At 61.8% G+C, this 25,613-nt stretch carries 27 protein-coding genes; 19 read left to right on the forward strand and 8 right to left on the reverse strand.

Annotated elements, in window-relative coordinates:
- Positions 1-2 precede the first annotated feature (2 nt).
- From rseP to lpxB, 8 genes are all read left to right on the forward strand, one after another.
- A complete protein-coding gene (gene rseP, locus R1T45_RS12500; RefSeq protein WP_317391030.1) occupies positions 3-1,355 on the forward strand; it encodes an RIP metalloprotease RseP in 1,353 nt (450 codons plus the stop codon).
- A 140-nt stretch (positions 1,356-1,495) separates the two neighbouring features.
- Positions 1,496-1,624 (forward strand): hypothetical protein, encoded by a 129-nt coding sequence (locus tag R1T45_RS12505; RefSeq protein WP_276321492.1) that lies wholly within the window; start codon positions 1,496-1,498, stop codon positions 1,622-1,624.
- 206 nt (positions 1,625-1,830) lie between these two features.
- Positions 1,831-4,164 (forward strand): outer membrane protein assembly factor BamA, encoded by a 2,334-nt coding sequence (gene bamA, locus R1T45_RS12510; RefSeq protein WP_317389217.1) that lies wholly within the window; start codon positions 1,831-1,833, stop codon positions 4,162-4,164.
- 4 nt (positions 4,165-4,168) lie between these two features.
- On the forward strand, positions 4,169-4,753 hold the full coding sequence (locus tag R1T45_RS12515) for an OmpH family outer membrane protein (RefSeq protein ID WP_132443286.1): 585 nt from the start codon (positions 4,169-4,171) through the stop codon (positions 4,751-4,753).
- Positions 4,754-4,835: 82 nt separating this feature from the next.
- Positions 4,836-5,306 (forward strand): 3-hydroxyacyl-ACP dehydratase FabZ, encoded by a 471-nt coding sequence (gene fabZ, locus R1T45_RS12520; protein ID WP_317389218.1) that lies wholly within the window; start codon positions 4,836-4,838, stop codon positions 5,304-5,306.
- On the forward strand, positions 5,303-6,085 hold the full coding sequence (lpxA, locus tag R1T45_RS12525) for an acyl-ACP--UDP-N-acetylglucosamine O-acyltransferase (RefSeq protein ID WP_067916428.1): 783 nt from the start codon (positions 5,303-5,305) through the stop codon (positions 6,083-6,085). Before fabZ ends, lpxA begins: the two co-directional genes overlap by 4 nt.
- The gene (locus tag R1T45_RS12530) at positions 6,082-6,882 is read left to right on the forward strand and encodes an LpxI family protein (RefSeq protein WP_132443288.1); all 801 of its coding nucleotides are present in this window, start codon (positions 6,082-6,084) and stop codon (positions 6,880-6,882) included. Before lpxA ends, R1T45_RS12530 begins: the two co-directional genes overlap by 4 nt.
- Entirely contained in the window at positions 6,879-8,030 is a 1,152-nt protein-coding gene (gene lpxB, locus R1T45_RS12535; protein WP_317389219.1) for a lipid-A-disaccharide synthase, read from the forward strand. Before R1T45_RS12530 ends, lpxB begins: the two co-directional genes overlap by 4 nt.
- A 6-nt stretch (positions 8,031-8,036) precedes the next feature.
- On the opposite strand, the gene mnmA is transcribed toward lpxB, so the two are convergent.
- Positions 8,037-9,179 carry a tRNA 2-thiouridine(34) synthase MnmA gene (mnmA, locus tag R1T45_RS12540; RefSeq protein ID WP_007120433.1) on the reverse strand — a complete coding sequence of 381 codons (1,143 nt, stop codon included), beginning with the start codon at positions 9,177-9,179 and terminating at the stop codon, positions 8,037-8,039.
- Between the two features lie 120 nt (positions 9,180-9,299).
- Between mnmA and R1T45_RS12545 the strand changes: the two genes are divergently transcribed.
- The 5 genes from R1T45_RS12545 to R1T45_RS12565 all read left to right on the forward strand — a co-directional run bounded on the left by R1T45_RS12545 (position 9,300) and on the right by R1T45_RS12565 (position 14,901).
- Positions 9,300-9,578: a DUF1153 domain-containing protein gene (locus R1T45_RS12545; RefSeq protein ID WP_067939991.1), complete on the forward strand. Its 279-nt coding sequence runs from the start codon at positions 9,300-9,302 to the stop codon at positions 9,576-9,578.
- 93 nt (positions 9,579-9,671) lie between these two features.
- The gene (gene ctrA / locus R1T45_RS12550; protein ID WP_317389220.1) at positions 9,672-10,379 is read left to right on the forward strand and encodes a response regulator transcription factor CtrA; all 708 of its coding nucleotides are present in this window, start codon (positions 9,672-9,674) and stop codon (positions 10,377-10,379) included.
- A gap of 86 nt (positions 10,380-10,465) precedes the next feature.
- Positions 10,466-12,586, forward strand: coding sequence for an NAD-dependent DNA ligase LigA (gene ligA, locus R1T45_RS12555; RefSeq protein WP_317389221.1), 2,121 nt, complete (start codon positions 10,466-10,468; stop codon positions 12,584-12,586).
- The gene (gene recG, locus R1T45_RS12560; protein WP_317389222.1) at positions 12,583-14,673 is read left to right on the forward strand and encodes an ATP-dependent DNA helicase RecG; all 2,091 of its coding nucleotides are present in this window, start codon (positions 12,583-12,585) and stop codon (positions 14,671-14,673) included. The genes ligA and recG overlap by 4 nt, the downstream gene beginning before the upstream one ends.
- 99 nt (positions 14,674-14,772) lie before the next feature.
- Positions 14,773-14,901, forward strand: a complete 129-nt coding sequence (locus tag R1T45_RS12565) for a hypothetical protein (RefSeq protein WP_259944545.1) — start codon at positions 14,773-14,775, stop codon at positions 14,899-14,901.
- A gap of 194 nt (positions 14,902-15,095) precedes the next feature.
- Here R1T45_RS12565 and R1T45_RS12570 read toward each other — a convergent pair whose 3' ends face one another.
- A complete protein-coding gene (locus R1T45_RS12570; RefSeq protein ID WP_317389223.1) occupies positions 15,096-15,557 on the reverse strand; it encodes an iron-sulfur cluster assembly scaffold protein in 462 nt (153 codons plus the stop codon).
- 75 nt (positions 15,558-15,632) lie between these two features.
- Between R1T45_RS12570 and hisI the strand changes: the two genes are divergently transcribed.
- The gene (gene hisI, locus R1T45_RS12575) at positions 15,633-15,992 is read left to right on the forward strand and encodes a phosphoribosyl-AMP cyclohydrolase (RefSeq protein WP_120351202.1); all 360 of its coding nucleotides are present in this window, start codon (positions 15,633-15,635) and stop codon (positions 15,990-15,992) included.
- A 9-nt stretch (positions 15,993-16,001) separates the two neighbouring features.
- Here hisI and gluQRS read toward each other — a convergent pair whose 3' ends face one another.
- The 4 genes from gluQRS to R1T45_RS12595 form a co-directional block, all read right to left on the reverse strand.
- Positions 16,002-16,859, reverse strand: coding sequence for a tRNA glutamyl-Q(34) synthetase GluQRS (gene gluQRS / locus R1T45_RS12580; protein WP_317389224.1), 858 nt, complete (start codon positions 16,857-16,859; stop codon positions 16,002-16,004).
- Entirely contained in the window at positions 16,856-17,470 is a 615-nt protein-coding gene (locus tag R1T45_RS12585) for a class I SAM-dependent DNA methyltransferase (protein WP_120351200.1), read from the reverse strand. The genes gluQRS and R1T45_RS12585 overlap by 4 nt, the downstream gene beginning before the upstream one ends.
- A gap of 53 nt (positions 17,471-17,523) precedes the next feature.
- Positions 17,524-18,864, reverse strand: a complete 1,341-nt coding sequence (trmFO, locus tag R1T45_RS12590; protein WP_317389225.1) for a methylenetetrahydrofolate--tRNA-(uracil(54)-C(5))-methyltransferase (FADH(2)-oxidizing) TrmFO — start codon at positions 18,862-18,864, stop codon at positions 17,524-17,526.
- A 286-nt stretch (positions 18,865-19,150) separates the two neighbouring features.
- Positions 19,151-19,927 carry an enoyl-CoA hydratase gene (locus tag R1T45_RS12595; RefSeq protein WP_317389226.1) on the reverse strand — a complete coding sequence of 259 codons (777 nt, stop codon included), beginning with the start codon at positions 19,925-19,927 and terminating at the stop codon, positions 19,151-19,153.
- Positions 19,928-19,985: 58 nt separating this feature from the next.
- Here R1T45_RS12595 and R1T45_RS12600 point away from each other — a divergent pair, with 58 nt between their 5' ends.
- A complete protein-coding gene (locus tag R1T45_RS12600) occupies positions 19,986-20,414 on the forward strand; it encodes a PaaI family thioesterase (RefSeq protein ID WP_067629887.1) in 429 nt (142 codons plus the stop codon).
- Between the two features lie 245 nt (positions 20,415-20,659).
- On the opposite strand, the gene R1T45_RS12605 is transcribed toward R1T45_RS12600, so the two are convergent.
- Positions 20,660-20,890, reverse strand: a complete 231-nt coding sequence (locus R1T45_RS12605) for a DUF1127 domain-containing protein (RefSeq protein WP_120351198.1) — start codon at positions 20,888-20,890, stop codon at positions 20,660-20,662.
- Positions 20,891-21,000: 110 nt separating this feature from the next.
- On the opposite strand from R1T45_RS12605, the gene R1T45_RS12610 reads away from it, so the two are divergent.
- The 3 genes from R1T45_RS12610 (at position 21,001) to rpsI (ending at position 23,541) form a co-directional block, all read left to right on the forward strand.
- Positions 21,001-22,416 (forward strand): PLP-dependent aminotransferase family protein, encoded by a 1,416-nt coding sequence (locus tag R1T45_RS12610; RefSeq protein WP_317389227.1) that lies wholly within the window; start codon positions 21,001-21,003, stop codon positions 22,414-22,416.
- A gap of 160 nt (positions 22,417-22,576) precedes the next feature.
- Positions 22,577-23,038, forward strand: a complete 462-nt coding sequence (rplM, locus tag R1T45_RS12615) for a 50S ribosomal protein L13 (protein ID WP_067629878.1) — start codon at positions 22,577-22,579, stop codon at positions 23,036-23,038.
- A 2-nt stretch (positions 23,039-23,040) separates the two neighbouring features.
- Positions 23,041-23,541 (forward strand): 30S ribosomal protein S9, encoded by a 501-nt coding sequence (gene rpsI / locus R1T45_RS12620; protein ID WP_067629875.1) that lies wholly within the window; start codon positions 23,041-23,043, stop codon positions 23,539-23,541.
- Between the two features lie 147 nt (positions 23,542-23,688).
- On the opposite strand, the gene R1T45_RS12625 is transcribed toward rpsI, so the two are convergent.
- A complete protein-coding gene (locus tag R1T45_RS12625) occupies positions 23,689-24,378 on the reverse strand; it encodes a hypothetical protein (protein ID WP_317389228.1) in 690 nt (229 codons plus the stop codon).
- Positions 24,379-24,616: 238 nt separating this feature from the next.
- Here R1T45_RS12625 and R1T45_RS12630 point away from each other — a divergent pair, with 238 nt between their 5' ends.
- Positions 24,617-25,612, forward strand: a complete 996-nt coding sequence (locus R1T45_RS12630) for an LLM class flavin-dependent oxidoreductase (RefSeq protein WP_317389229.1) — start codon at positions 24,617-24,619, stop codon at positions 25,610-25,612.
- Position 25,613: the final 1 nt, after the last annotated feature.

Here is a 25,613-nt window from a genome sequence, read left to right on the forward strand (position 1 = left end):
CGTTGGACATCATGGGATATTTGCCGGAGTTCGGCGGGCTGATTTGGACGATTTTGGCCTTTGTCGTGGCGCTGTCGGTGATCGTGGCGATCCACGAATACGGCCATTACATCGTTGGCCGTTGGACCGGGATCAAAGCGGATGTCTTCAGTCTGGGCTTCGGCCCGGTGCTGTTTTCGCGCATCGACAAGCGCGGCACGCGCTGGCAGTTCGCGCTGCTGCCCTTTGGCGGCTATGTGAAATTCGCGGGCGATTCCAATGCGGCCTCCGGCAAGGACGAAACCGCGATGGAGGCGCTGGCCGAAGACCCCGAAGCGCTGCGCCACACGATGCACGGCGCGCCGCTTTATGCCCGCGCGCTGACCGTGGCGGCGGGACCGGTGTTCAACTTTGCCCTGTCGATCCTCATCTTTTTCGCCGTGGCGATGACCGCTGGCACCGCCCGCGATCCGCTCACCGTGGGAGAGCTGCGGGCGCTTCCCAACGCTGCCTATGAGTTGGAGCCGGGCGACATTCTGCGCGCGGTCGAAGGCGCGCCGGTGCCCTCGCTCGCTGCCGGTGGGGGCTATGGCGATTTCCTGACGAATTTGCCGCAAGAAGCGGTCTTAAGCTATGACATCACCCGCGATGGGGCCGACCTGACCGTGCCCGGCCCCTATCTAATGCCGCCCCTGGTCAGCAACGTCGCGCCGCAATCGGCAGCGCAAGAGGCGGGCCTGCGCAGCGGGGATGTGATCACCGCCGTCAACGGGCAAGAGATCGTGGCCTTTGGTGAGTTGAAAGAGGTGGTCGAAGCTTCCGAAGGGGCGCCGCAGGAGCTGACCGTCTGGCGCGACGGCGAGAGCCTGCCTTTCACCCTCGTTCCCAAAGCCACGGATGAGCCGCAGCCCGATGGCAGTTTCAAGCAAAACCTGCGCATCGGCATCGTCGGCGGCATGGCCTTTGTGCCCGCAACCGATACGCCCGGCGTGGGGGAGGCGCTTAGCTCGGGCCTAGACAACACTTGGCGCATCATCACGGGGTCGATCTCGGGCCTGCGCGAGATGATCGTCGGCAATATCAGCACCTGCAACCTGAGCGGCCCTGTGGGCATCGCCCAGACCTCGGGCGCGATGGCGAGCCAAGGGGCGCAGTCCTTCATCTATTTCATCGCGGTGCTGAGCACGGCGGTCGGTCTGCTGAACCTTTTCCCGATCCCGGCTTTGGATGGCGGGCATCTGGTGTTTTACGCCTATGAGGCCGTAACCGGCAAACCGCCCAGCGATGGCGCGCTGCGGATCTTGATGACCATGGGCATCGCCTTGGTGCTGACCTTGATGCTCTTTGCGCTTGGGAACGACTTGTTCTGCCCATAGGGCCGGGCGGCGCCCCTGAGAGTGAAAGACAACCTGCGCCTTGCCCTTACGGGCAGGGCGTAATGCCTTGAAATGGTCATAATTGAACAAAATCGTGCCGCAATCCTTGGCTATGGTCATCTTTCATCAAGAAGGAACCCATGATGCACGTTTTACAAGGATCATACCGCGGCCTCAGCCTGCTTTTGGACCTTAACTGGGACCGTGCGTTCTTTGCCGCGGCCATTGCAGCGGCGCTCTCTGCCGGGGCCTTTGTCGCCTCTCTCTGAATGGCTGCCAGTGCGTGATAGAGTGCCTAATCGGGTGCTTCTTCACGATCTTGGCTCATGATGTCATTCTGGCCCAACTTGCCGCATGATATGGTATATTTTCTCGGCCGTTGCTTTTGACAAACCCCGTTAACCTGCGTAGTCAGGTTGACAACAATGTCGTAAAAAAACGGGTCGGTGTAATGGGACTGAGGAACGAGGGCAGAATGCCCGTCGAGTGGGCGCAGCGCAGCAATGTTGGCAAGACCCTTCGGGGGGCATCGCTTTGTGTCATGTTGTCCGTGGCCTGGCTCGTGCCGGGCAGCCAAGCGCAGGCGCAGCAATATCAGTTCAACACGGTCGTCATCGACGGCAACGAGCGGATCGGCGACAGCGCGATTCTGCGCCGGGCCGGTATCGGGCGCGGGCAGGCGGTGTCGGGCGGTCAGTTGAACGACGCCTATCAGAACCTGCAAAACTCGGGCCTGTTCGAATCCGTCGCTCTTGAGCCGCAGGGCAACACGCTGGTCATCACGGTGGTCGAACTGCCGACGCTGAACCGCGTCAGCTTTGAGGGCAACCGCCGCATCAAAGATGAGATGCTGGCCGAACTTATCGGCTCGACCGAGCGTCGGGTGTTCAATCCCAGCCAAGCCGAGCAAGACGCCGCCGCCATCGCCGAGGCCTATAGCAACGAAGGCCGTCTGTCGGCCCGCGTGCAGCCCCGCATCATCCGCCGCGATCAAAATCGCGTCGATCTGGTGTTCGAAATTTTCGAAGGCGACAACGTCGAGATCGAGCGTCTGAGCTTTGTCGGCAACCGGGTCTATTCCGACCGGCGTCTGCGCCGCGTGCTGGACACCAAACAGGCGGGTCTGTTCCGCCGTTTGGTCAAACGGGACACCTATGTCGAAGGCCGGGTCGAGGCCGATAAGCAGATGCTGCGGGATTTCTACCTCTCGCGCGGCTATGTCGACATGCGTACCGAGGCGGTCAACGCCGAGCTGACCGAAGAACGCGATGGCGTCTTCGTGGCCTATAACATCACCGAGGGGCAGCAGTTCCGTTTCGGCAACGTGTCGGTCGAGTCCGAAGTGCCGGGTCTGAACGCCGCCGTGTACCGTGACCTGCTCAAAATCCGCCCCGGCGTGATCTACTCGCCCACTCTGATCGAGAATGACATCGCCCGGATCGAGCGCCAAGCGATCCGCGATGGTGTCGATTTCCTGCGGGTCGAGCCGGTGATTGACCGCAACGACCGTGATCTGTCGCTCAACGTGACCTACAAGCTGTCCCGTGGCGAGCGTATCTTTGTTGAGCGGATCGACATCGAAGGCAACACCACGACGCTTGACCGGGTGATCCGCCGCGAGTTTGACAGCGTCGAGGGTGACCCGTTCAACCCGCGCGAAATTCGCCAAGCGGCAGAACGTATCCGCGCGCTGCAATACTTTGAGACGGCAGAGGTCAACGCCCGCCAAGGCTCCGGCCCCGAGCAGGTTGTGATTGACGTCGATGTGGAAGAGAAGCCCACAGGTTCGCTGAACTTCGGCGGCTCCTTCTCGAACAACGACGGTTTCGGGGTGGCGGTCAGCTTTCAGGAGGACAACTTCCTCGGGCGCGGCCAGCGGCTGAACCTGTCGATCTCCACCGCCGAAGATGCCACGCGCTATGGCGTGACCTTTGTCGAGCCGCGCTTTTTGGGGCGTGACGTGGCGCTTGGTCTCAAGCTTGATTATGCGGAAACCAATTCGTCTTACACCAGCTATGACACCGAACGTCTGGTGTTCCAGCCCAGCCTGACTTTCCCGGTCAGCGAGAATGGCCGTCTGTCGACGCGCTATACCCTCGAAGGGATCGAGATGCTGGAGCGTGATGATGAGGATAACAGCGCCACCACCGCGAATGAAATCGCGGAAGGCGCGTTGTTCTCTTCCTCCCTCGGCTACACCTACACCTATGATACCCGCCGCACCGGGCTGGACCCGACACAGGGCATTCTGTTCGAGTTCGGTCAGGACTTTGCCGGGCTTGGTGGGGATAACGAGTTTATCAAAACGACAGCCAAGATCGCGGGCGAAAAGCGCATCTTTAACGAGGAAGTGACCCTTCGCGCCACGCTTGAAGGCGGTGCGCTGGCATGGAACGGCGGCACCAACCGTGCGGTTGACCGCTTCATCCTCGGCCCGTCGATCATGCGCGGCTTTGAGCCGGGCGGCATCGGTCCGCGCGATCAGAGCAACGGTGTGGATGACGCGCTTGGCGGCAACCTCTTTGCCGTGGCCCGTTTCGAGGCGGAGTTCCCGCTGGGGCTGCCCGAGGAATATGGCATCTCTGGTGGTGTCTTCTATGACGTGGGCAACCTGTGGGATCTGAGCGATGTTGACACCACGGGCGGCACCATCGTCGGCGAAGGCGGTTCTTTCCGTCATGTGATCGGCTTCTCGGTCTTCTGGGACACGCCACTTGGCCCGCTTCAGTTCAACGTCTCCGACGCGCTGAAGAAAGAGAGCTTTGACAAAGAGCAAAGCTTTGAGGTCACGCTGCGGACGACGTTCTAAGCCCATGCGCCGCGCTTTCATCCTCTTGGTGATGATGCTGGCCGGGGCCACCCCCGGCCTCGCGCAGCAGGCCCCTGTGGCAGAGCCGCAAACAAACACGCCAGCCCCCGCGCGGGGCGGTGTGATCAGCCCCGTGCTGACCATCGATTCCGAGCGCCTGTTCCGCGACAGTGCCTTTGGCCAGCGCGTCACCCGCGAGATCGAAGCCGAGAGTGAGCAACTGGCCACCGAAAACCGCGAGATTGAAGCGGCACTAGAGGCGGAAGAACGCGAACTCACCGAAAAACGGTCGCAGATGAAGCCCGCTCAGTTCCGGCTTCTGGCCGATGCCTTTGACGAGAAGGTCCAGCGCACAAGGACAGAGCAGGCGGCGAAAAACCGGGCGCTGAGCGAGGCGTTGGATCTTGAGCGGGAGCGGTTCCTGTCTGCCGCGGCCCCGGTGCTTGAGCAGTTGATGCGCAATTCCGATGCGGCGGTCATTCTTGAGCGGCGGCGGGTCTTTGTTTCTTCCTCGGTGATTGAGGTCACGGATGAGGCGATTGCCCTGCTGGATGAGGCGATCGGAACCGGGCTGACCGACGCCGACTGATCCGCGCGTTCCGCGGGGATGCTTGCCCCCAGCCGCCTGAATTGGTAGCCATTCAGCAACCTTCTGAGACAAAGGACAGTCCATGACCGAAGAGCTGCTGCGCGCCGATATCCAGTTGATCCAGCGCATCCTGCCGCACCGCTATCCCTTTTTGCTGGTCGACAAGGTCGAAGAGATCAAGGGCACCGAGAGTGCTGTCGGCTACAAAAACGTCACCATGAACGAGCCGCATTTTCAGGGCCATTTCCCCGGCACGCCGATCATGCCGGGCGTCACCATTGTCGAAGCGATGGCGCAGACAGCAGGCGTGATGGTGGGCACCGCCCTTGGCATGCAGGACCGCGACATGCTGATCTATTTCATGTCGATCGACAAATGTAAGTTCCGCCGCAAGGTTGGCCCCGGCGATGTGCTGCGGATGGACCTGAAAACTCTGCGCGGCAAGCCGGGTGCGAAAATCTGGAAATTCGGCGGTGTTGCCACGGTCGAGGGCGAAATGGCCGCCGAGGCCGAATTCATGGCGATGTTGGACCTGCCACAGGACGCAGCATGAGCAATATCCACCCCAGTGCCGTGATCGAAGAGGGCGCGCAGATCGACCCTTCGGTCAAGATCGGCCCTTTCTGCGTGGTAGGGCCACAGGTTGTGCTGAAGGCGGATGTGGAGTTGAAATCCCATGTCGTCGTCACTGGCCAGACCGAGGTTGGCGCGGGCACGGTGATCTTTCCTTTCGCGGTGATCGGTGAGATTCCGCAGGATTTGAAGTTCAAGGGCGAAGCCAGCCGTCTGGTGATTGGCGAACGCAACCGCATCCGCGAACATGTCACCATGAACTGTGGCACCGAAGGCGGTGGCGGGGTGACGCGCGTGGGCGACGACGGGCTGTTCATGGCGGGCTGTCACATTGCCCATGACGCCATCGTCGGCAACCGCGTGATCGTGGTGAACAACGCCGCCGTGGCGGGGCATTGCGTGCTTGAAGATGACGTGATCATTGGCGGGCTTTCGGGCATCCATCAATGGGTCCGCATCGGTCAAGGCGCGATCATTGGCGCGGTGACCATGGTGACCAATGACGTGATCCCCTATGGGCTTGTCCAAGCGCCGCGGGGTGATCTGGACGGGCTGAACCTTGTCGGGCTGAAACGCGCGGGCGTGGCACGGAGCGACATCACGGCGCTGCGGGCAGCGTTTCAGATGCTCGCGCAGGGCGAGGGTACATTCTCGGACCGAGCGCGGCGTTTGGGCGACGAAACCCAAAGCGATTACGTTCGCCAGATCGTCGATTTTGTCATGGCCGACACGGGCCGTCATTTCCTGACGCCGAAATGAGCCTTGCGCTGATCGCCGGGCGCGGCGGCTTGCCCGCACGGGTGGCGGCAGCGCAGGCCGAGCCGCCGTTGGTCTGCGCCTATGAGGGCTGCGCGCCCGATGGGTTGAAGCCCGATCTGACCTTTCGTTTGGAGACCTTGGGCAGCCTTCTGGCGCATCTTTTGGGCGTGGGTATTCGAGATGTGTGTCTGTGCGGGGCTATCGACCGGCCCACGCTGGACCCCGCAAAGCTCGATATCCGCACAGCACCTTTGGTGCCGCAGTTCAAACAGGCGCTGGCCGCGGGCGACAATGGCGCGCTTGAGGTGATCAAGACGATTTTCGAAGACCATGGCCTTCGGGTGGTCGGGGCCGATGAACTGGTGCCCGACTTGTTGGCCGACAGCGGTGTGCTGTCGCGGGAGTTGCCAGATGAGCAGATGCGCCGGGATGCCGCGCGTGGTGCTGCCGTGCTCGATGGCTTGGCCACGCTCGACATCGGGCAGGCCTGCGTGATTGGGCGTGAGCAGGTCTACGGGGTTGAGACCATCGGCGGCACGGATCACTTGCTGACGACCTTGCCAGAGATGGTGCGCGGGGCGCGAGCGGTGCTCTGCAAAGGTCCGAAAACGGGCCAAATCCGCGAGATTGACCTGCCCACCATCGGCCCCGACACGCTGCGCGCCACCCATGCGGCGGGGCTGGCGGGCGTGGTGGTCAAAGCAGACGGTGTGATGCTGCTGGAGCGCGACGCCTGCGCGGCGCTGGCCGATGAACTGGGGCTGGTGCTCTGGGTCCGAGAGGGGGGCGCGGCGTGAAGGTGTTCATTCTGGCAGGCGAGCCTTCGGGCGATCGGTTGGGCGGCGCGCTGATGGCGGGGCTGAAAGAGCTTTGCCCCGAGGTGACCTTCGACGGCATCGGCGGGCCGATGATGATGGCTCAGGGGTTGGAAAGCCGGTTCGACATGGACGAGCTCAGCGTCATGGGGCTGGCGGAGATCCTGCCCAAATATCGCGCGCTGATGGACCGGATCAATGAGACGGCGCAGGCGGTGGTTGAGACCAAACCAGATGTGCTCATCACCATCGACAGCCCCGATTTTTCTCTGCGTGTGGCGCGTAAGGTGAAAGAGAAATCCGACATCCGAACAGTGCATTACGTTGCCCCGACGGTCTGGGCATGGCGCCCCGGTCGGGCTGAGAAGATGGCCCGCTCTGTCGATCATGTGCTGGCGCTTTTCCCCTTTGAGCCGCCCTATATGGAAGCGGCGGGTATGGCCTGTGATTTCGTGGGTCACCCGGTGGTGGCCGAGCCTGTGGCCGATGACGCCGCCGCTGCGGCCTTCCGCGCCGAGCACCGTCTTGCCGATGCACCGCTGTTGCTGGCGTTGCCCGGCTCGCGCCGGGGCGAGGTCACGCGGCTGGCGCCAGTGTTCCAGCAGGTCGTCGCGCGGCTGGTCGAGGCGGAGCCGGCCTTGCGCGTCGTGGTGCCAGCGGCCAGTCCGGTGGCGGCATTGGTCAAACAGGTGACGCGCAATTGGGCCGGCAACCCGCTGGTGCTGGACCCGCGTGATATGGCGTCCGAAGAGTTCACCGCCACCAAACGCGCCGCCTTCCGCGCGGCGGATGTAGCGCTGGCGGCCTCGGGCACCGTGTCTCTGGAACTGGCTGCGGTGAACACGCCAATGGTCATCGCCTATGACATGAACTGGATCAGCCGCCAGATCATCGGGCGGATGCTGCGGGTGGATACGGTGACGCTGGTTAATCTGGTCTCAGAAACCCGCGTGGTGCCGGAATTTATCGGCGCCAATTGCCGCCCCGGACCCATTGCCGAAGGCGTTTTGCAGGTGCTGCGCGCACCCGGCGCACAGAAGGACGCAATGGCGCTGACGATGGAGCGCTTGGGGCAGGATGGCGAGGCGCCGGGCCTGCGGGCCGCGCGCGCCGTGCTTGCGCGGCTGTAGGCGCGCCTAGCCCCGGTGGATCCAGCCACCCCCGAAGATACGGGTGCTTTCAGGATCATAGAACACGCAAGCCTGACCCGGTGACACACCTTCCTCGGCGGTCAGCAGTTCAACCTCAGCCTCTGTCGCGCTGATCGGACGCAGGATCGCATCGCGCGGCGGACGGGTGGAGCGCACGCGCACGGTGATGTTCCACTCTGACCGCGAGGTCAGGGGTTCATCGCCCAGCCAGTTGATCTCACGCACCGGGATTTTGCGGGTCGCGAGCATGGATTTCGGGCCGACAACGACCTCTTTGCGCTCAGCATCCAACTTCACCACATAAAGCGGATCCGCCAGACCGCCGATGCCCAAGCCCCGGCGCTGGCCAATGGTGTAGTGGATCACGCCCTCATGTTTCGCCAGCACATTGCCTTCGGTATCAACGATATTACCCGGATCGGCAGCCTCAGGACGCAGTTTGCGGATCACCGCAGCATAGTCGCCGTTGGGGACGAAACAGATGTCTTGGCTGTCGGGTTTGTCAGCCACCACCAGCCCATATTTTGCTGCCAGCGCACGGGTATCATCCTTGCTCGGCAGGTGGCCCAGCGGGAAGCGCAGGTAGTCGAGTTGTTCTTCGGTGGTGGAGAATAGGAAATAGCTTTGGTCGCGGTTGCCATCGGCAGCAGCATGCAACTCGGGGCCGTTTTCGCCCATCTTGCGCTGGATATAGTGACCGGTGGCCATACAGTCGGCCTCAAGATCCTTGGCGGTTTCCAGCAAGTCCTTGAACTTGACCCGCTCGTTGCAGCGGATGCAGGGCACGGGCGTGGCTCCGCCGAGGTAGCTGTCGGCGAATTCATCGATCACGGCGTCCTTAAAGACGTTCTCATAGTCCAGCACGTAATGCGGGAAGCCCATCTCTTCGGCCACGCGGCGGGCGTCCTGAATGTCGACGCCCGCGCAGCAGGCACCTTTTTTGGCCAGCGCGGCGCCGTGATCGTAAAGCTGCAGGGTCACGCCCACGACGTCATAACCTTCGTCGGCGAGCATGGCCGCCACAACGGAACTGTCCACACCACCCGACATCGCCACGACGACCCGCGTGTCGGCAGGTGCCTTGGCAAAGCCAAGCGAATTGAGCGGCGGGGTCTGATCAAGGGCCATGGGTCTCTCCGGAGTTTGTGCGCGAATATAGGAAAATCCTACCTAGTCACAAGGGCAGGCTTCACGCCGCGTTAAGGCAGATGGGGGTTATTGGCCGCCAGAACAATGGCGGATGATGCGATGTACCTGAAAAAAGTCGATGGGCCACGGTCTGTTACCCTCGCTGACGGGAGCGTGATGTCACGCGCCGATTTGCCCGGCGCAGATACGCGAAGGTGGGTCGCCTCGCGCAAGGCAGCGGTGGTGCGGGGGGTGGTCTATGGGCTGATCACCCAATCCGAAGCGCTGGAGCGTTATGGCATTAGCGATGACGAATTTATGGAATGGTTGCATGCGGTTACAGAGCATGGAGAGGCCGCGCTGAAGGCCACTGCCTTGAAAAAGTATAGACAACTTTAAGTTGTTAAGCTAGCCTATCTAGTATCGGTAACGGGTAGTTAACCTTTTTTGCTCAAGATTAGCCAATCGTCCTAGATGAGCCGGAGAAACCGAATGCGTGTATTGTTAGTTGAAGATGACCCGACGACCTCTCGCAGTATTGAACTCATGCTGACCCATGCGAATCTTAACGTCTATGCCACCGACCTAGGCGAAGAGGGGATCGATCTGGCCAAGCTCTATGACTATGATTTGATCCTGCTCGACCTCGATCTGCCGGATATGAACGGCCATGATGTGCTGCGCCAATTGCGGCTGGCGCGGATTGAAACGCCGATCCTGATCCTGTCGGGGTCCGACGATACGGAAAACAAACTCAGGGGATTTGGATTTGGTGCCGACGATTATTTGACCAAACCATTTCACCGCGAAGAATTGGTGGCCCGGATCCACGCCATCATCCGTCGTTCCAAAGGCCATTCCCAATCGGTGATTGAGACGGGGCAAGTCGCCGTAAACCTTGATGCCAAGACCGTCAGTGTCAACGACAGCCCCGTGCATTTGACCGGCAAAGAATACCAGATGCTGGAACTGCTGAGCCTGCGCAAGGGCACGACCCTGACCAAAGAGATGTTTCTCAACCACCTCTATTGCGGCATGGATGAGCCTGAACTGAAGATCATCGATGTCTTTATCTGCAAGCTGCGCAAAAAGCTCAGCCAAGCCACAGGCGGAGAGAGCTATATCGAAACCGTCTGGGGCCGGGGCTATGTGCTGCGCGATCCCGAACCGGCGCAGATGGATCTGGCCGCCAGCGCCTGATCTGCCATCAACCGGACCTAAAATCGCTAGACCTGCCCCTGATCGCCACCTATCTAAGCCACAGGTGACAATGTCGGGGGCAGATCGTGACATCCCAGATCGAGGTTGAAGCGCTGACCAAAGCGCAGGCAGAGACGGAGCTGGCCCGGCTGGCCGAGGTGCTGAACGCGGCGAACACCGCCTATCATACGGAAGATGCACCAGAAATTTCCGACGCGGAATATGACGCGCTGAAGCGGCGCAATGCCGCGATCGAAGCGCGCTTCCCCGACATCAAGCGCGCTGACAGCCCGTCAGAGCAAGTCGGCGCGCCGATCGCCGAAGGGTTCGGCAAGGTGCGACATGCGGTGCCGATGCTCTCGCTCGCCAATGCTTTCGACGCCGAGGAAGTCACTGAGTTCGACGCCCGGATCCGCAAATACCTTGGGCTGGGGTCGGATGCGCCACTGGCCTATACGGCCGAGCCCAAGATCGACGGGCTGTCGCTGTCCCTGCGCTACGAAAAGGGTGTGCTGGTGCAGGCCGCCACGCGGGGCGATGGCGCGGTGGGCGAAAATGTCACCGCCAACGCCCGCACCATTGAAAACATCCCGCAAGAGTTAAAGAACGCGCCGGACCTGCTGGAGGTGCGCGGCGAAGTCTATATGAGCCACGCCGATTTCGCGGCACTGAACGCGCGGCAGGCAGAAAGGGGCGGCAAAACCTTTGCCAACCCGCGCAATGCCGCTGCCGGATCCCTGCGGCAGCTCGACGCAGAGATTACCCGCGCCCGGCCATTGCAGTTTTTCGCCTATGCTTGGGGTGCGCTCTCGGAACCCTTGGCTGAGACGCAGAAGGGCGCGATTGACCGATTGACGGAACTGGGATTTTCGACCAACCCTCTGACCGCGCTTTGTGACGGGCCAAGTGATATGGTCGCCCATTACGAAAAGATCGAAGCGCAGCGCGCCACGCTGGGCTATGACATCGATGGCGTGGTCTATAAGGTCGACGATCTCGCGCTTCAGGAACGGCTTGGCTTTCGCTCCACCACGCCGCGTTGGGCCGTCGCCCATAAATTCGCCGCCGAATTGGCGTGGACCCGGCTTGAGGGGATAGACATTCAAGTTGGGCGCACCGGTGCCTTGTCGCCCGTGGCGCGGTTGCAGCCGGTCACGGTGGGCGGGGTCGTCGTCTCCAACGCGACGCTGCACAACGAAGATTACATCAAAGGTCTCGACAGCAAGGGCGCCGAAATCCGCGGCGGCAAGGACGTGCGCGTCGGCGATTGGGTGCAGATTTACCGCGCGGGCGATGTGATCCCCAAAGTGGCCGACGTGGACCTGTCGAAACGTCCCTCTGATGCCGAAGCCTTTGTCTATCCCACCACCTGCCCGGAATGCGGGTCGGATGCAATCCGGGAGCCGGGCGATGCGGTGCGGCGCTGCACCGGTGGGTTGATCTGCCCGGCGCAGGCCGTTGAAAAGCTTATCCATTTCGTCAGCCGCAAGGCATTTGATATCGACGGTCTGGGGGCCAAACAGGTCGAACAGTTTTACCATGACGGCTGGATCGCGGAGCCTGCGGATATTTTCACCTTGAAAGAGCGTTACGGCAGCGGCGTGCAGCAGTTGAAAAACCGCGAAGGCTGGGGGCCGAAATCGGCGGATAACCTGTTTCAGGCCATCGAAGATCGCCGTGAAATACCGATGGCGCGTCTGATTTTTGCCCTTGGTATTCGCCATGTTGGCGAGGCGGCGTCGAGCCTGATCGCGCTGCACTACGGCGATTGGGACAGTTTTGAGGCTGCCATGGCCGAGGCGCGCGGGCTCGACGGCCCTGCTTGGGATGATCTGATTGGCGTCGATGGCGTCGGCAGCGTCATGGCGGGTTCGCTGGTTTCGGCCTTTGCGCAAGAGGCAGAGCGTGCCTCAATCGACCGGTTGGTGGCGCATCTGACCGTGATCCCGGCGGAACGCCCCGACACCGAAGGCAGCCCCGTCGCAGGCAAGACCGTCGTCTTTACCGGCACTTTGGAGAAGATGAGCCGGGCTGAGGCCAAGGCCCGGGCGGAGCGTTTGGGGGCCAAGGTCTCAGGCTCGGTCAGCGGCAAAACCGATATTCTGGTCGCCGGGCCGGGGGCGGGGTCCAAGGCCAAGAAGGCCGCCGATTTGGGGGTCGAGACGATGGATGAAGATGGCTGGCTCGCCTTGATCGAAGGCACATGAGCGGCAGACCGGAACAGCTTTTCCCGCTATTCGCGGGGCTCGAAACGCTCGAAGGGGTGGGGCCAAAGACAGCGCAATTGCTGGGCCAATTGGGCATCCAAGCGCCGCGCGATCTGATCTTTACCCTGCCACATTCCGGGATCGACCGCCGTCTGCGGGACAGTGTGAAAGACGCGCATCTGCCTGCGACACTCACCCTGGCCGTCACCATCGGCGCACACCGTCCGGCACGCAATAAAGGCGGCGCTTACCGCATCACGGTCGAGGACGCGCAGACCAGTTTTCAACTGGTCTATTTCCACGCGCGCGGCGACTATTGGCAGCGGCAATTGCCCGAAGGCAGCCGCCGCATCGTTTCGGGCCGGGTGGAGTTTTTTGACGGGATGGCGCAGATGGTCCACCCGGATTTCGCCGTGCCGGAAGATCAAGCGGGCGATATTCCTGACTTTGAGCCGGTCTATCCGCTCACCTCTGGGCTGACGCAAAAGGTAATGTACAAGGCCACCCGAGGCGCCTTGAAACGGCTGCCGAAGGTGGCCGAATGGGCCGATCCCGGGCAGGTGGCGCAGGCCCCTTGGCCCGATTTCGCCGCCGCCGCAGAGGCCGCGCATGACCCGCAAACCGCGCAAGACCTCACCGCCACGGCCCCGGCGCGGGAGCGGCTGGCCTATGATGAGCTTTTTGCCCATCAAGTGACCCTCGCCTTGGCGCGGCAGAATGAGCGGCGCAAGATGGGGCGGACGAACCGGGGCGACAGGCGGTTGCAAGAGCGGGTGTTGTCTTCCTTGCCCTATCGGCCCACCGACGCACAGCAGCGCGCCGTCGAAGAGATCACCGCCGACATGGGCCGCGAGACACGCATGAACCGGCTGTTGCAGGGCGATGTGGGGGCGGGCAAGACGCTGGTCGCCTTCATGGCGCTTTTGCGCGCCGTTGAGGCGGGCGGGCAAGCGGTGCTGATGGCGCCGACGGAAATCCTTGCGCGTCAGCACCTTATGGGGCTGCAACCGTTGGCGGAACAGGCGGGCGTGGTGCTGGAACTCCTCACCGGGCGCGACAAAGGGGCAGAGCGGCGGGCCAAGCTTGCGGCACTGGAACTCGGCGACATCCAGATCCTCGTTGGCACCCATGCGGTGTTTCAGGCGGATGTGAGCTTTGCCGATCTGCGCCTTGCGGTGGTCGACGAACAGCACCGTTTTGGCGTGCGGCAGCGGTTGGAATTGGGCCGCAAAGGGCGGCTGGCGGATGTGCTGGTGATGACCGCCACACCGATCCCGCGCAGTCTGGCGCTGGCGCAATACGGTGATATGGATGTCTCCATCCTCGACGAAAAGCCCCCCGGTCGGCAGCCCATTCGCACGGCGCTGGTCTCGACTTCAAGGATGGATGAGGTCATCGACCGGATGCGTCACGCCATCAGCGAAGGGCGGCAATGCTACTGGGTTTGCCCACTGGTGGAAGAAAGCGAAGTCAGCGATCTGACGGCGGCGGAAGACCGGTTCAAACGGCTCCGCGCGGCGTTGGGCGAAGGGGTTGTGGGCTTGGTCCATGGGCAGATGCCGCCCGCCGAAAAGGACGCGGCGATGCGTGCCTTCCAAGCGGGAGAAACCAAGGTGCTGGTGGCCACCACGGTGATCGAAGTCGGCGTGGACGTGCCCAATGCGACGATCATGGTGGTGGAGCGGGCCGAGATTTTCGGCCTTGCGCAGTTGCACCAGTTGCGCGGCCGTGTCGGGCGGGGCGCCGGGGCGTCGACTTGTCTTTTGATGTATCAAGCCCCCCTCAGCGATACGGGCCGGCAACGGCTTGAGGTGCTGCGCGAATCCGAAGACGGTTTCGTCATTGCCGAAACCGATCTGAAAATGCGCGGCACGGGCGATCTTATCGGCACCGCGCAATCGGGCGTGCCGCGCTTTCGCGTGGCCGATCTGGAGCGTCAGGCGGGTTTGATGGCGGTGGCGCAATCGGATGCCCGAAAGCTTTTGGTTGATGATCCCACCCTCGAAGGGCCGCGCGGCAGGGCGGTAAGGCTGTTGCTATGGCTCATGCGGCAGGACGAGGCGATCCGTTTGATAACAGTGGGTTAGCGCCTAATATCTCTTTATGTTCGCGAATGTTCTCAAAAAGTTCTTTACATCGATGGGTAAAAATGAGAACAAAGAAGCAACAAAGATAAGGAGGTACTGATGATGACTTACACTGCCCTGAAATCTATCGCCCTCAGATCGCAGGCCACATTGCTGCAAGATGCAGCAGGGGCCGCCGCTTTGATCGTGATGCTGGTCGTCGGGTTGCATCTGCCCGCCTTTATCTGAGTTCTGCCAAAGGCTCTCATGCCGCTTTGTCTGCTGCATCCGTCCCAATTTGATGCACCGACTTGCCTGTCCGCGTCGGCCTCTGGCAAAGCGGGTCCCAACATGAGGAACGCCGACTGACGCCGCCATCCTTCGCAGGATGTGCGGCGTTTTTTTGTTGAATATTGGGGAAGGTGGGCTGCGGCAGGCTGCGCTTAGCGCTCGCCAGCTTCCGCCGGGGCTTCGGCCTGTTGGATCGCCTCTGTCAGCGCCTCGATGCTCAGCATGATGGAGGCATGGCGGTTTTTATAGGCCGCGGCAGGGGTCAGCACTTCGAAACCGTCAAAGGGGGCGTCCGGCACCGGCCCTTCGCCCTTGAGCATGGCGCGCAGTTGATCGCGGGCGGTGGTGATCTGCGTGAGCGAGGCACCGGGCGCGGCACCGCCCACAACGGCCGCAGCCGCTTGCCCCAAGGCGCAGGCTTTCACGTCCTGTTTCATCTCGGCCAGACGGCCTTCCTCAACGCGCACATCAACCGTCACGGTCGAGCCGCAGAGCGGCGAGCGGCGCTTCACGCTGGCCTGCGGGGCCTCCATCCGGCCCAGATGCGGGATCTCTGCGGTAAGCGCCAAGATACGCGCGGAGTAGAGCTTGATGAGGTCCGTCTCATCCGACATGGGCTGTTCCTTTTCGTACTGAAACCCTACATAAGCGCCGCAGAGACAGATGCAAATATTTCCACGAGGTGCCCGATGACTTTCGATCCTGCAAGCCTTCAGTTCAACGAGGCGGGCCTGATCCCCGCCATCGCGCAGGACGTGGAGACACATGAGGTGCTGATGCTGGCCTGGATGAGCGCAGAGAGCATCGCGCGCAGCCTTGAGACGGGCAAGGTCACCTATTGGAGCCGCTCGCGGCAGGCGTTCTGGGTAAAGGGCGAAACCAGTGGCCATGTGCAAAAACTAGTTGAAATGCGGGTCGATTGCGACCGCGATTGCCTGTTGGTACTTGTGGACCAGACCGGTCCCGCCTGTCACACTGGGCGGCGCAGTTGCTTTTACACCGGGATTCAGGATGATGAAGAAGTCGAACTGATGAAGCCGGTGGATTAAGGCCGCGCGCTAAAGCCCGACCATAGAAAGAATATCTTCGGGCGTCATTCCATTCTCACGGTAGAGCGCGATGGCGCGGGCGTCATCGCGTTTGGCGAGCCGTTTGCCGCCGTCATCCCGGATCAGCCGGTGATGGTGATAATGCGGCGTTGGCAGGTCGAGCAAAGCCTGCAGCACAACATGGATATAGGTCGCCGCAAAAAGGTCGGCCCCGCGCGGGACAAGCGTGATCCCCTGTGCGGCATCGTCGAGTACGACGGAAAGGTGGTAGGACGTGCCCATGTCGCGCCGGGCCAAGACCACATCACCGACCGTGGCGATAAGCTGATCCGGGGAGAAGGTGATCGCGCCGGTTTCAACATTCGGGCCATAGCCGTTTTCGGTGAAGCTCAGCGCGCGATTGCCCAAAAAGGCCAAGGCTTTACGCATATCAAGCCGCAGCGCGCCGGAGGCTTTTGGATGGCCTGCGTCACGGCAGGTGCCGGGGTAAATCAGGCCGTCGGGGCCATAGACGGGCTCTGCGCCCTCCTGCGGGGCGCTGGTGGCCGCGGCGATGTCGCGGCGGTTGCAGGTGCAGGCATAGAGCAAGCCGCGCGCCCAGAGGTCATCAAGGGCACTGCGGTAGGCCGCCATTCTGTCGGATTGGCGCATCACAGGCTGCGGCCAGTCAATACCAAGCCATGCGAGGTCTTCGTAGATCTGCGCCTCCCACTTGGGTCGCGCGCGGGATTGGTCGATATCTTCGATACGCAGCAGGAACCTTCCCCCCGCTGCTTTGGCCAGATCATGAGCCAAGAGTGCCGAATAGGCGTGGCCAAGGTGCAGCGGACCGGTCGGGGATGGGGCAAATCTGGTGGTAAGCGTCAATTCTTTTCAATCAGATAGACGGTAGACTTCAAGTCGATGCCGGGCAGGTGCGGGCCTTCCTCTGCAAAAAGCAGGATCGCCGCGCCGCAGTCGGTCCACTCATGAATCATGCCCAGGGCGCCGCGATCTTCGAGCGCCTTTTCGTTGAGCGAAAACAGAAGTTTACCGCCCTTTTCTAATGCGTGCATCAACGTGTCGAACAATCTGATCGGCGCGGCTCCGGGGCCGATCACGCCGATGGCGCTGATCGCTTCATAGCTGCCGGGCGCGAAGGGGAGAGGGGCATCAACTTCGAGCTCTAACAAATTGCGGTATATATCTTTTTTTCGAGCCACTGCCAGCATGGCGGCAGAGACATCGCCGCCGTCAATGGTGGTGAAGCCCGCTTGTTTTAGGGCCGCGCCAGACAGCCCTGTGCCACAGCCGATATCGAAGATCGGTGCGTCTTTGTTGTCCAGAAATTCAGCGAGCGTGGCAGCGGCGCGGTCGGGCGTGGCATAGCCCTGCGCTTTGATATCCTCGTCGTAGCTGCCGGCCCATTCGTCATAAAGGCTGCGGATCACCTGCGTGTCCCGCGCCGCGTAGGCTTTGTCGAAATAATGTTTTGTCATTCCCCTAGGATATGGGGGATGGGCAGGAGGATCCAGTGTTAACCCGGGGCGGGTTAACCTTGATCAAGCCATGCCTGCCAATCTGCCTTGGCACGGTCGGTATAGGCTTTGTAGCGATCCTTGCGGCCGCGACGGCCCGATTTAAGCCCTTCGACAGGCGGAAACAGGCCGAAGTTCACGTTCATCGGCTGAAAGGTTTTCGCATCCGCCCCGCCGGTGATGTGGGTGATCAGCGCGCCCATGGCGGTGCTGTCGGGCGGGGTTGGCAGGCTGCCGCCCTTGATCTCAGCGGCGGCCATGCGACCTGCGAGCAAGCCCATCGCGGCGCTTTCGACATAGCCTTCGACGCCAGTGATCTGCCCGGCAAAGCGGATATTGTCGCGGCTGCGCAGGCGCATTTGATCGTCAAGCAACGTGGGCGAGTTGATGAACGAGTTGCGGTGAATGCCGCCGAGACGTGCAAAGCGCGCGTTCTCAAGCCCCGGAATTCGTTTGAAAACATATGTTTGCGCGCCGTACTTCATTTTGGTTTGAAAGCCGACGATATTGTAAAGCGTGCCAAGCTTGTTGTCGCGGCGCAGCTGGACAACGGCATGGGCCTTGATCTCGGGCTGGTGCGGGTTGGTCAGGCCAACCGGTTTCATCGGGCCATGGCGGAGGGTTTCGCGGCCCCGTTCTGCCATCACTTCAATGGGCAAGCAGCCATCGAAATAGCCCGCCGTTTCGCCTTCGCGGAACTCGGTCTTGTCGGCCTCTAGCAGCGCGTCGATGAAATCGTCGTATTGCTGCTTGTCCATGGGGCAGTTGAGGTAGGCGGTACGCTCTTCCTCGGTTTCGCCCTTGTCATAGCGCGACTGCATCCAGGCTTTCGACATGTCGATACTGTCGAAATAGACGATGGGCGCGATGGCGTCGAAAAAGGCGAGCGCCTCGGCCCCGGTTTCGGCGGCGATGGCTTCGGCCAATGCGCCGGAGGTCAGCGGGCCAGTAGCGATGATCCATTTGCCGTCTTTTGGCAGCTCAGAAATCTCGCCGTATTCGACGGTGATATTGGGGTGTGCGAGCAGCGTGTCGGTGACGGTCTGCGCGAAGGGGTCGCGGTCTACCGCCAGTGCGCCGCCAGCGGGCAGGCGGTTTTTGTCGGCGCAGGCCATGATGAGGCCGTCGGCGGCGCGCATTTCCCAATGCAGCAGGCCCACGGCGTTTTGCTCGTCATCATCCGAGCGGAAGGAGTTGGAGCAGACCATCTCGCCCAGAAGCCCGGTTTGGTGGGCGAAGGTTTCGACCTTGGGGCGCATCTCGTGGATCACGACTTCCACGCCCGCGTTCGCCGCTTGCCAAGCAGCCTCTGATCCGGCCATGCCGCCGCCGATGATGTGCAATGTATCTGTCATGGGGGCGATGTAGGGCAGGGCGGGTTCGCGCGCAACAGGCAAGAGCGGGGGCGGGCTGATGCGCGCTGAAATATCGCGGTACGCGCGCTTGGCCGGGCATGGTTTTGGGGTCGCCGCTGCGGGAATGGTCGGTCAGTGAGAGGCTGACCCGGAGGGACCTTCCGCCGTCGGCGACCCAAAATCATTAGGGTTTCTGTACCCTAATATAACAGTGCCCCGATTTTGCCAGATTTGCCAGCCCCTGCGTGGCAACACTGTTGCGCAAATTTGGAAACAATCACTGCTGCTAGTCGGGCGCGCGTTTTTCCAAGAAGGCGTCGATGCCTTCGCGGGTGTCTGCCTCAAGCATATTGCGCACCATGATGTCGCCGGTAAAGTCGTAGGCTTGGTCGGTGGGCAGGTGCATCTGTTGGTAGAATGCGCCTTTGCCGTGGGCAACGGCGGTGCCGAGTTTGGCGGCGATCTTTTCGGCTAGGGCGTTGGTTTCAGTAGCCAGTTGGTCGTCCGGCACGGCGCGGTTGATCAGGCCCAGTTCTGCAGCGCGGGGGGCTGAGATGAATTCCCCGGTGGTCAGCATCTCAAACGCCTGTTTGCGCGGGATGCTGCGGGTCAGGGCGACCATGGGGGTTGAACAGAAAAGGCCGATGTTCACGCCGTTGACGCCAAAGCGGGTGTCCTCGGCGGCGATGGCCATGTCGCAGGTGGCGACAAGCTGGCACCCAGCGGCGGTGGCGATGCCGTGGACTTGGGCGATGACGGGCTGCGGCAGGCTTTGGATGCGGGCCATGAGGGCGGCGCAGCGGTCGAAGAGGTCTTTGAAGGCGGCGGCTCCGCCGTCTTCGGCTTGGCGCAGGGCGGTCATCTGGCGCAGGTCGTGACCCGCGCAGAAGGCTTTTCCTGCGCCCGACAGGATAATCACCCGTGTTTGGCGGTCTTCGGCCAAGGCGTCGAGTTTGCTGTGCAGGACGGCCAGCATTTCGTCCGACAGTGCGTTCAGCCGCTCGGGCGCGTTCATGCGCAGGTGGGTCACCGGCCCCTGTGCCGTAACGTCAAGAATTGTCACCTTGCCCTCCCAAGCTGGTCACGCCAACGTTACGCCGAGGAAAGCAGGGAGGACAAGTATGGCCGTGGTAATGGATGCAGAGGCGTTGGAGGCCTTCATGCGGGAGGTGTTTGATCAGGTGGCGGATGATTTCGCCGTGGATCACGTGGCCGAGAATGAGATCACCATGCGTCTGTTGACCAGCCGCCGCCATCTGCGGCCCGGAGGGACGGTGTCGGGCCCGTCGATGTTCGCGCTGGCGGATGTGGCGGCCTATCTCGCGACGCTTGCGATGATCGGGCCAAAGGCGCTGGCGGTGACGACGAATTGCTCGATCGATTTCATGCGCAAGCCGCTGGCGGATGTGCCGCTGGTCGCCCATGCCAAGCTGCTCAAACTGGGGCGGCAGTTGTCGGTAACGGATGTACTGATCTATTCCGAAGGGTCGGATAAGCCGGTGGCGCGGGCGAGCCTGACCTATGCAATTCCGCCTGCGTCGATGGGGTGAGGAAGGGCCAGCGCCTGACCGTGGGCTGGCGACTGTGACGGCGATCCGTGCCACTTTATGGGGCAGTCGTGATGTGCTTCTTCGAAGATGCGCCCAGCTTCACCAAATCGCCCGCCCACCGGGACGGGCAGGCGATGGCCCGGCGCCTGCGGCTTGATTCCGGGCTGGGCGTCTGCGCGAGACTACGAAAAAAGGGCCGGGAAAACCCGGCCCAAGGAAGAGGTCTGGCGGACGCCACAGGGAAGTTACGCCTGCCAGAACACGCGGGAAGCCTCGGCTGAGGCTTGTTCCGGTGTAAGTCCCGCATCATCAAGCTCCCACGGCTCAAGCGCAGCAAGCGCGATCCGGGTGCGTCGGCGGGCCGCCCATGTGGTCACGACCGCCGCAAAGCGCAGCGCGATCATCGCAGGGACCGGCAGGGCGCGGTATGTCATCAATGTCATTGCATCGGCGCTGATAGGGCGAGCCTGTGTCATGGGAGAACTCCTTGAATTTGTATTGGCGAAATTGTATTGACACAAAGTGTAGAAAGCCTACAGGTACAAGGGTACAAAGCGCGATACAATTTGACCACAGGAATATTGTAATGGGTACAATTTGGCAGCCAACCCTCGCCGACGGGCAGGGACCGAAGTACAAACTCGTCGCCCTCACGATCCGCGAGGGGGTCACATCCGGTGCACTGGCCGTGGGGGACAAGCTGCCGCCTGTGCGCGAGCTGGCGTGGCAGTTGGGGATCACCCCCGGCACCGTGGCGCGGGCCTATACCATTCTTACGGACGAAGGTTTGCTGGAGGCCGAGGTCGGCCGGGGCACCTTTGTCGCCCCGCCGCAAGCCGCCATTCGCGAAGATGTCTGGAATCGCGAACAAGATAGCTGGATCAAAGAGTTAGAGATCTCCGATACCGATGCGGTCAGCCTTTTTAGCCCGCGCTTACCAGACATGGGGCAGGTGGCCCTGATCCGCAGCGCCCTGCGGCAGGTGGCGGATGTGCCGGGCGAAGACCTGATGAATTATCCCACCCGCGATGCCTATGCCCCGGTGCGCCAAGCGGTGGTCGACTGGCTGTCGCATCTGGCCCTCGGGCCGCTGAGCGAGCGCGACGTTGTGCTGTCACACGGCGGGCAAAGTGCGATTGTATTGGTACTTCAGGCCATCCTGTCGGGGCCAAAGCCGGTGATGCTGGTCGAAGACCTCTCCTACGCCGGGTTCCGCCGGGCTGCGGAGGTGCTGCGCGCCGAAGTGGTTGGCGTGGCGATGGACAAAGACGGCGTGTTGCCCGAGGCGTTGGACAAGGCCGCGCGCGACAGTGGGGCGCAGGTGTTTTGCACCACACCTGAAGTGCACAATCCAACCGGCAGCCACACAAGCCTCGAACGGCGGCGCGCGCTGCTGGAGGTCGCCAAGCGGCACGGGTTAGAGATTCTGGAGGATGATTGCTACCGTATGGGCTCTGCCCGCGCGCCGAGCTATCGCTCGCTCTGGCCGGAACATGTCTGGCATGTCTCTTCGATCTCGAAAGAGTTGACGCCCGCGCTGCGTGTCGGCTTTGCGCTGGCGCCGGCGGGGCGCTCGGCAGACCTGCGGCGGGTGGCGGAATACGGGTACTTCGGCCTTGCCCGCCCCTTGGCCGAGGCGACGCGGATTCTGCTCACCGATCCGCGGCTGAAGGGCATTTGCACAGATATCCGCGAGAGGCTGGCGGAATATGTAGAGGTCGCGGTCAACCATCTGGGCGGGCATGAATTGCAATGGTCGCGTGACGTGCCTTTCTTATGGCTGCACTTGCCGCCGGGTTGGCGCGCAGCGGGGTTTTGCCGCGCGGCAGAGGCGCAGGGCGTGCAGATCCGTTCCGCCGATGAATTCGCCCTGCGCGATGGCCGCGCGCCCCATGCGGTGCGCATCGCGGTGAACGCCCATGTCTCTCTGCGCTCTTTTGAGGCGGCGATGCAGCGCCTGCGCTGTCTCTTGGACAATCCGCCAGAGCAGATCAGCGTGTAGAAATTTGGGGTATTATTATACCTAAATCATAAGTAACTGATTTTGCTTACGTAATCCGCGATTGCTGCGCTTGACCCGGCGATGCAGGTGGTTATAACCCCTCCATCAGACACCGGGCGGGGATTCCTCGTTCCGACCAACCTTAAACGGGAATTCATCCATGAAAACCTTTTCTGCGACACCGGCAGATATCGACAAGAAATGGATCATCATCGACGCCGAAGGCGTCGTGCTGGGCCGTCTCGCTTCGATCATCGCCACGCGCCTGCGCGGCAAGCACAAGCCGTCCTTCACACCGCATATGGATTGCGGCGACAACGTGATCGTCATCAACGCCGACAAGGTGCAGATGACCGGCAAGAAGCGCGAAGAGCACTTCTACTGGCACACCGGCCACCCCGGTGGCATCAAGTCGCGCACCAAGGCACAGATCCTTGAGGGCGCGCATCCTGAGCGTGTGGTGACACAAGCCGTCAAGCGTATGCTGCCCGGCAACCGCCTGAGCCGCCAGATCATGACCAACCTGCGCGTCTATGCAGGTAGCGATCACCCCCATGAGGCGCAGAGCCCCGAAGTTCTGGATGTTAAATCCTTGAACAAGAAAAACACGCGGAGTGCATGAGCATGGCTGACGAAATCAAATCCCTCGACGGTCTCGAAGCAGCCGTGACCGAGAACATCGGCGGCGTGCAGGGCACCGAAACCGAAATGACCCCGCGCGAGCCGGTTCGTGACGAACTGGGCCGCGCCTATGCCACCGGCAAACGTAAAGACGCGGTCGCCCGCGTTTGGATCAAGCCCGGCTCCGGCAAGGTCATCGTCAACGGCAAGCCGCAGAACGAATACTTTGCGCGCCCCGTGCAGCAGCTGATCCTCGCGCAGCCTTTCGGCATCACCAACACCGAAGGCCAGTTCGACGTATTCGCAACTGTCAAAGGCGGCGGTCTGTCCGGTCAAGCGGGCGCGGTCAAGCACGGCATCTCCAAGGCGCTGCAGCTTTATGATCCCTCCCTGCGCGGTGCGCTGAAAGCGGCAGGCTTCCTGACCCGTGACAGCCGCGTCGTCGAGCGGAAGAAATACGGTAAGGCCAAAGCGCGCCGGAGCTTCCAGTTCTCCAAGCGTTAAGCTTACCGATCAAGTTTGCGAAAGGGCTGCCCTCCGGGGTGGCCCTTTTTCGTTTGTGGGATGGCATGTGTGGCTGTTGGTCATGAAAAAGGCCGCTGCGGTTTCCCGCAACGGCCTCTGATCCAGGAACCGTGATCCCGAGACGGCTTAGCCGCCGATTTCGTAGCTCACGGTGAAGTCCAACACGCCGTCGCCATCGTTGGTGTCTTCGTAGAGCGCTTCAAAGCTGATGCCATCGCCAAAGTCGTAAACGGCGCCGGCTTCGGCATAGATGTTGTCGTCACGGTCGCTGTTGCCGATGAGGCCAACGGCGGTCCAACGCTCGGACAGGGGCGCTTCGAACGCGACTTCCTGATCGCTTTCGCCATTGTCGGGGTCGATGATCACGGCGAATGCGCCGGAGGCGTCACGACCGATGGGGAAGCCCAGTGTCGCGGTAAACTCTTCGCTGTGGTCTTCGGAATCGTTCAGCCAGATATAGCCATAGGTCAGATCCCAGCTGAGACCCTGACCGAAGTCCGCGCCATAGCCGAGGTTTGCTTCGAACTCGACGTCATCTGTCGGGTCTTGGTAGAGCGATGTTGCGCTGAGGCCGGTGTGGAAGCCGCCGTAGGTCAGCTCGACAAAGCCTTCGACTTCGTTTTCGAGGTGATCGAAATCATCCGACGTGTTGAAACGTGTGGCGGCAGAGACGCCTGCGGTCCAGCCAATCATGGAGGTCATGGCGCGGTCTTCGATCACCGGGTCGAAACCGGTGGTGATGTTGTCCTGCGCATAGGCGGCGGAAGAGAGCAGCCCGGCGGTAAGGCCGAACCCGATAAGGTGTTTGATATTCATGGCATTTGCCTAGTGTTGGACCATGGCTTGTCTGCGACTGGCGAAGTCTGGTTGTGAAGGTCTTTCGGATATGCCCGACATGGGGGAGCCGCAAGGACCGTCTGCGCATAGCTGGCATGCGTTAGAACATAACATTGGGAATGTCGCTAAATTCGCCCAAGTCGTTGGTTTTTCTCGGCCCCCGTGGTTCCGGGCGGGGCGGCGCCTGCCTATATCAAGCGCAACACAGGAGACAGTCATGCAGTATTCAGTTCTAGACCTTGCCCCGGTGCCCGAAGGGTCAGACACCGCCACCGCCATCGCCAATTCCGTCGCGTTGGCCCAATTGGCCGAAGCCAAGGGCTATCACCGCTTCTGGATGGCTGAGCATCATAACATGCCGGGCATCGCCTCGGCGGCGACATCGGTTTTGCTGGGGCATGTGGCGGACCACACGCAGCATATTCGCGTTGGGGCGGGCGGGGTGATGCTGCCCAATCACGCGCCTTTGGCGATTGCCGAGCAGTTTGGGACCTTGGCGGCGATCCATGGCGACCGGATCGATCTGGGGCTGGGCCGTGCGCCGGGTGGCGATCAGGCGGTGATGCGTGCCATGCGCCGCGGCATGGGTGGCGGCGATCACTTCCCCGATGATGTGGCCGAGTTGATGGGTTATCTGGGTGACGCCGACCCGCGCTCGCCCGTCCGTGCGCATCCGGGTGAGGGGACGCATGTGCCGATCTGGATCCTCGGCTCCTCGCTCTATGGTGCGCAACTGGCGGCGCATTTTGGGCTGCCTTATGCCTTTGCCTCTCACTTTGCGCCCGATGCGTTGGAGGAGGCCACGGCCATCTACCGTCGTGATTTCAAACCGTCCGAAGCCTGCCCCGCGCCGCGCTTCATGCTGGCGGTCAACGTATTCGCTGCCGACACGGATGAAGAGGGGGCCTATCTGCGCACCACCATGCAGCAGGCATTCGCCCGTCTGCGCACAGGCCGCCCCGGCAAGCTGCCAGCGCCGGTGCGCGACATTGATGCCGAGATTGGCGCAGGGATGCGGCAGGGGGTGGATCATGCGCTGCGGGTGTCCGCCGTGGGCAGTCCTGAAACCGTGAAACGTCAGCTAGAGGCGATGATCGCGCAGCACCGCCCGGATGAGTTGATCCTGACCGGGCAAATCCACGATCACGCGGCGCGGTTGCGCTCGTTTGAGATTGCGGCGGATGTCTTGCAAAACATGAGGGTGGCGGCCTAAG

The organism is Sulfitobacter sp. LC.270.F.C4, from assembly GCF_032922545.1.
Lineage (GTDB): Bacteria > Pseudomonadota > Alphaproteobacteria > Rhodobacterales > Rhodobacteraceae > Sulfitobacter > Sulfitobacter profundi.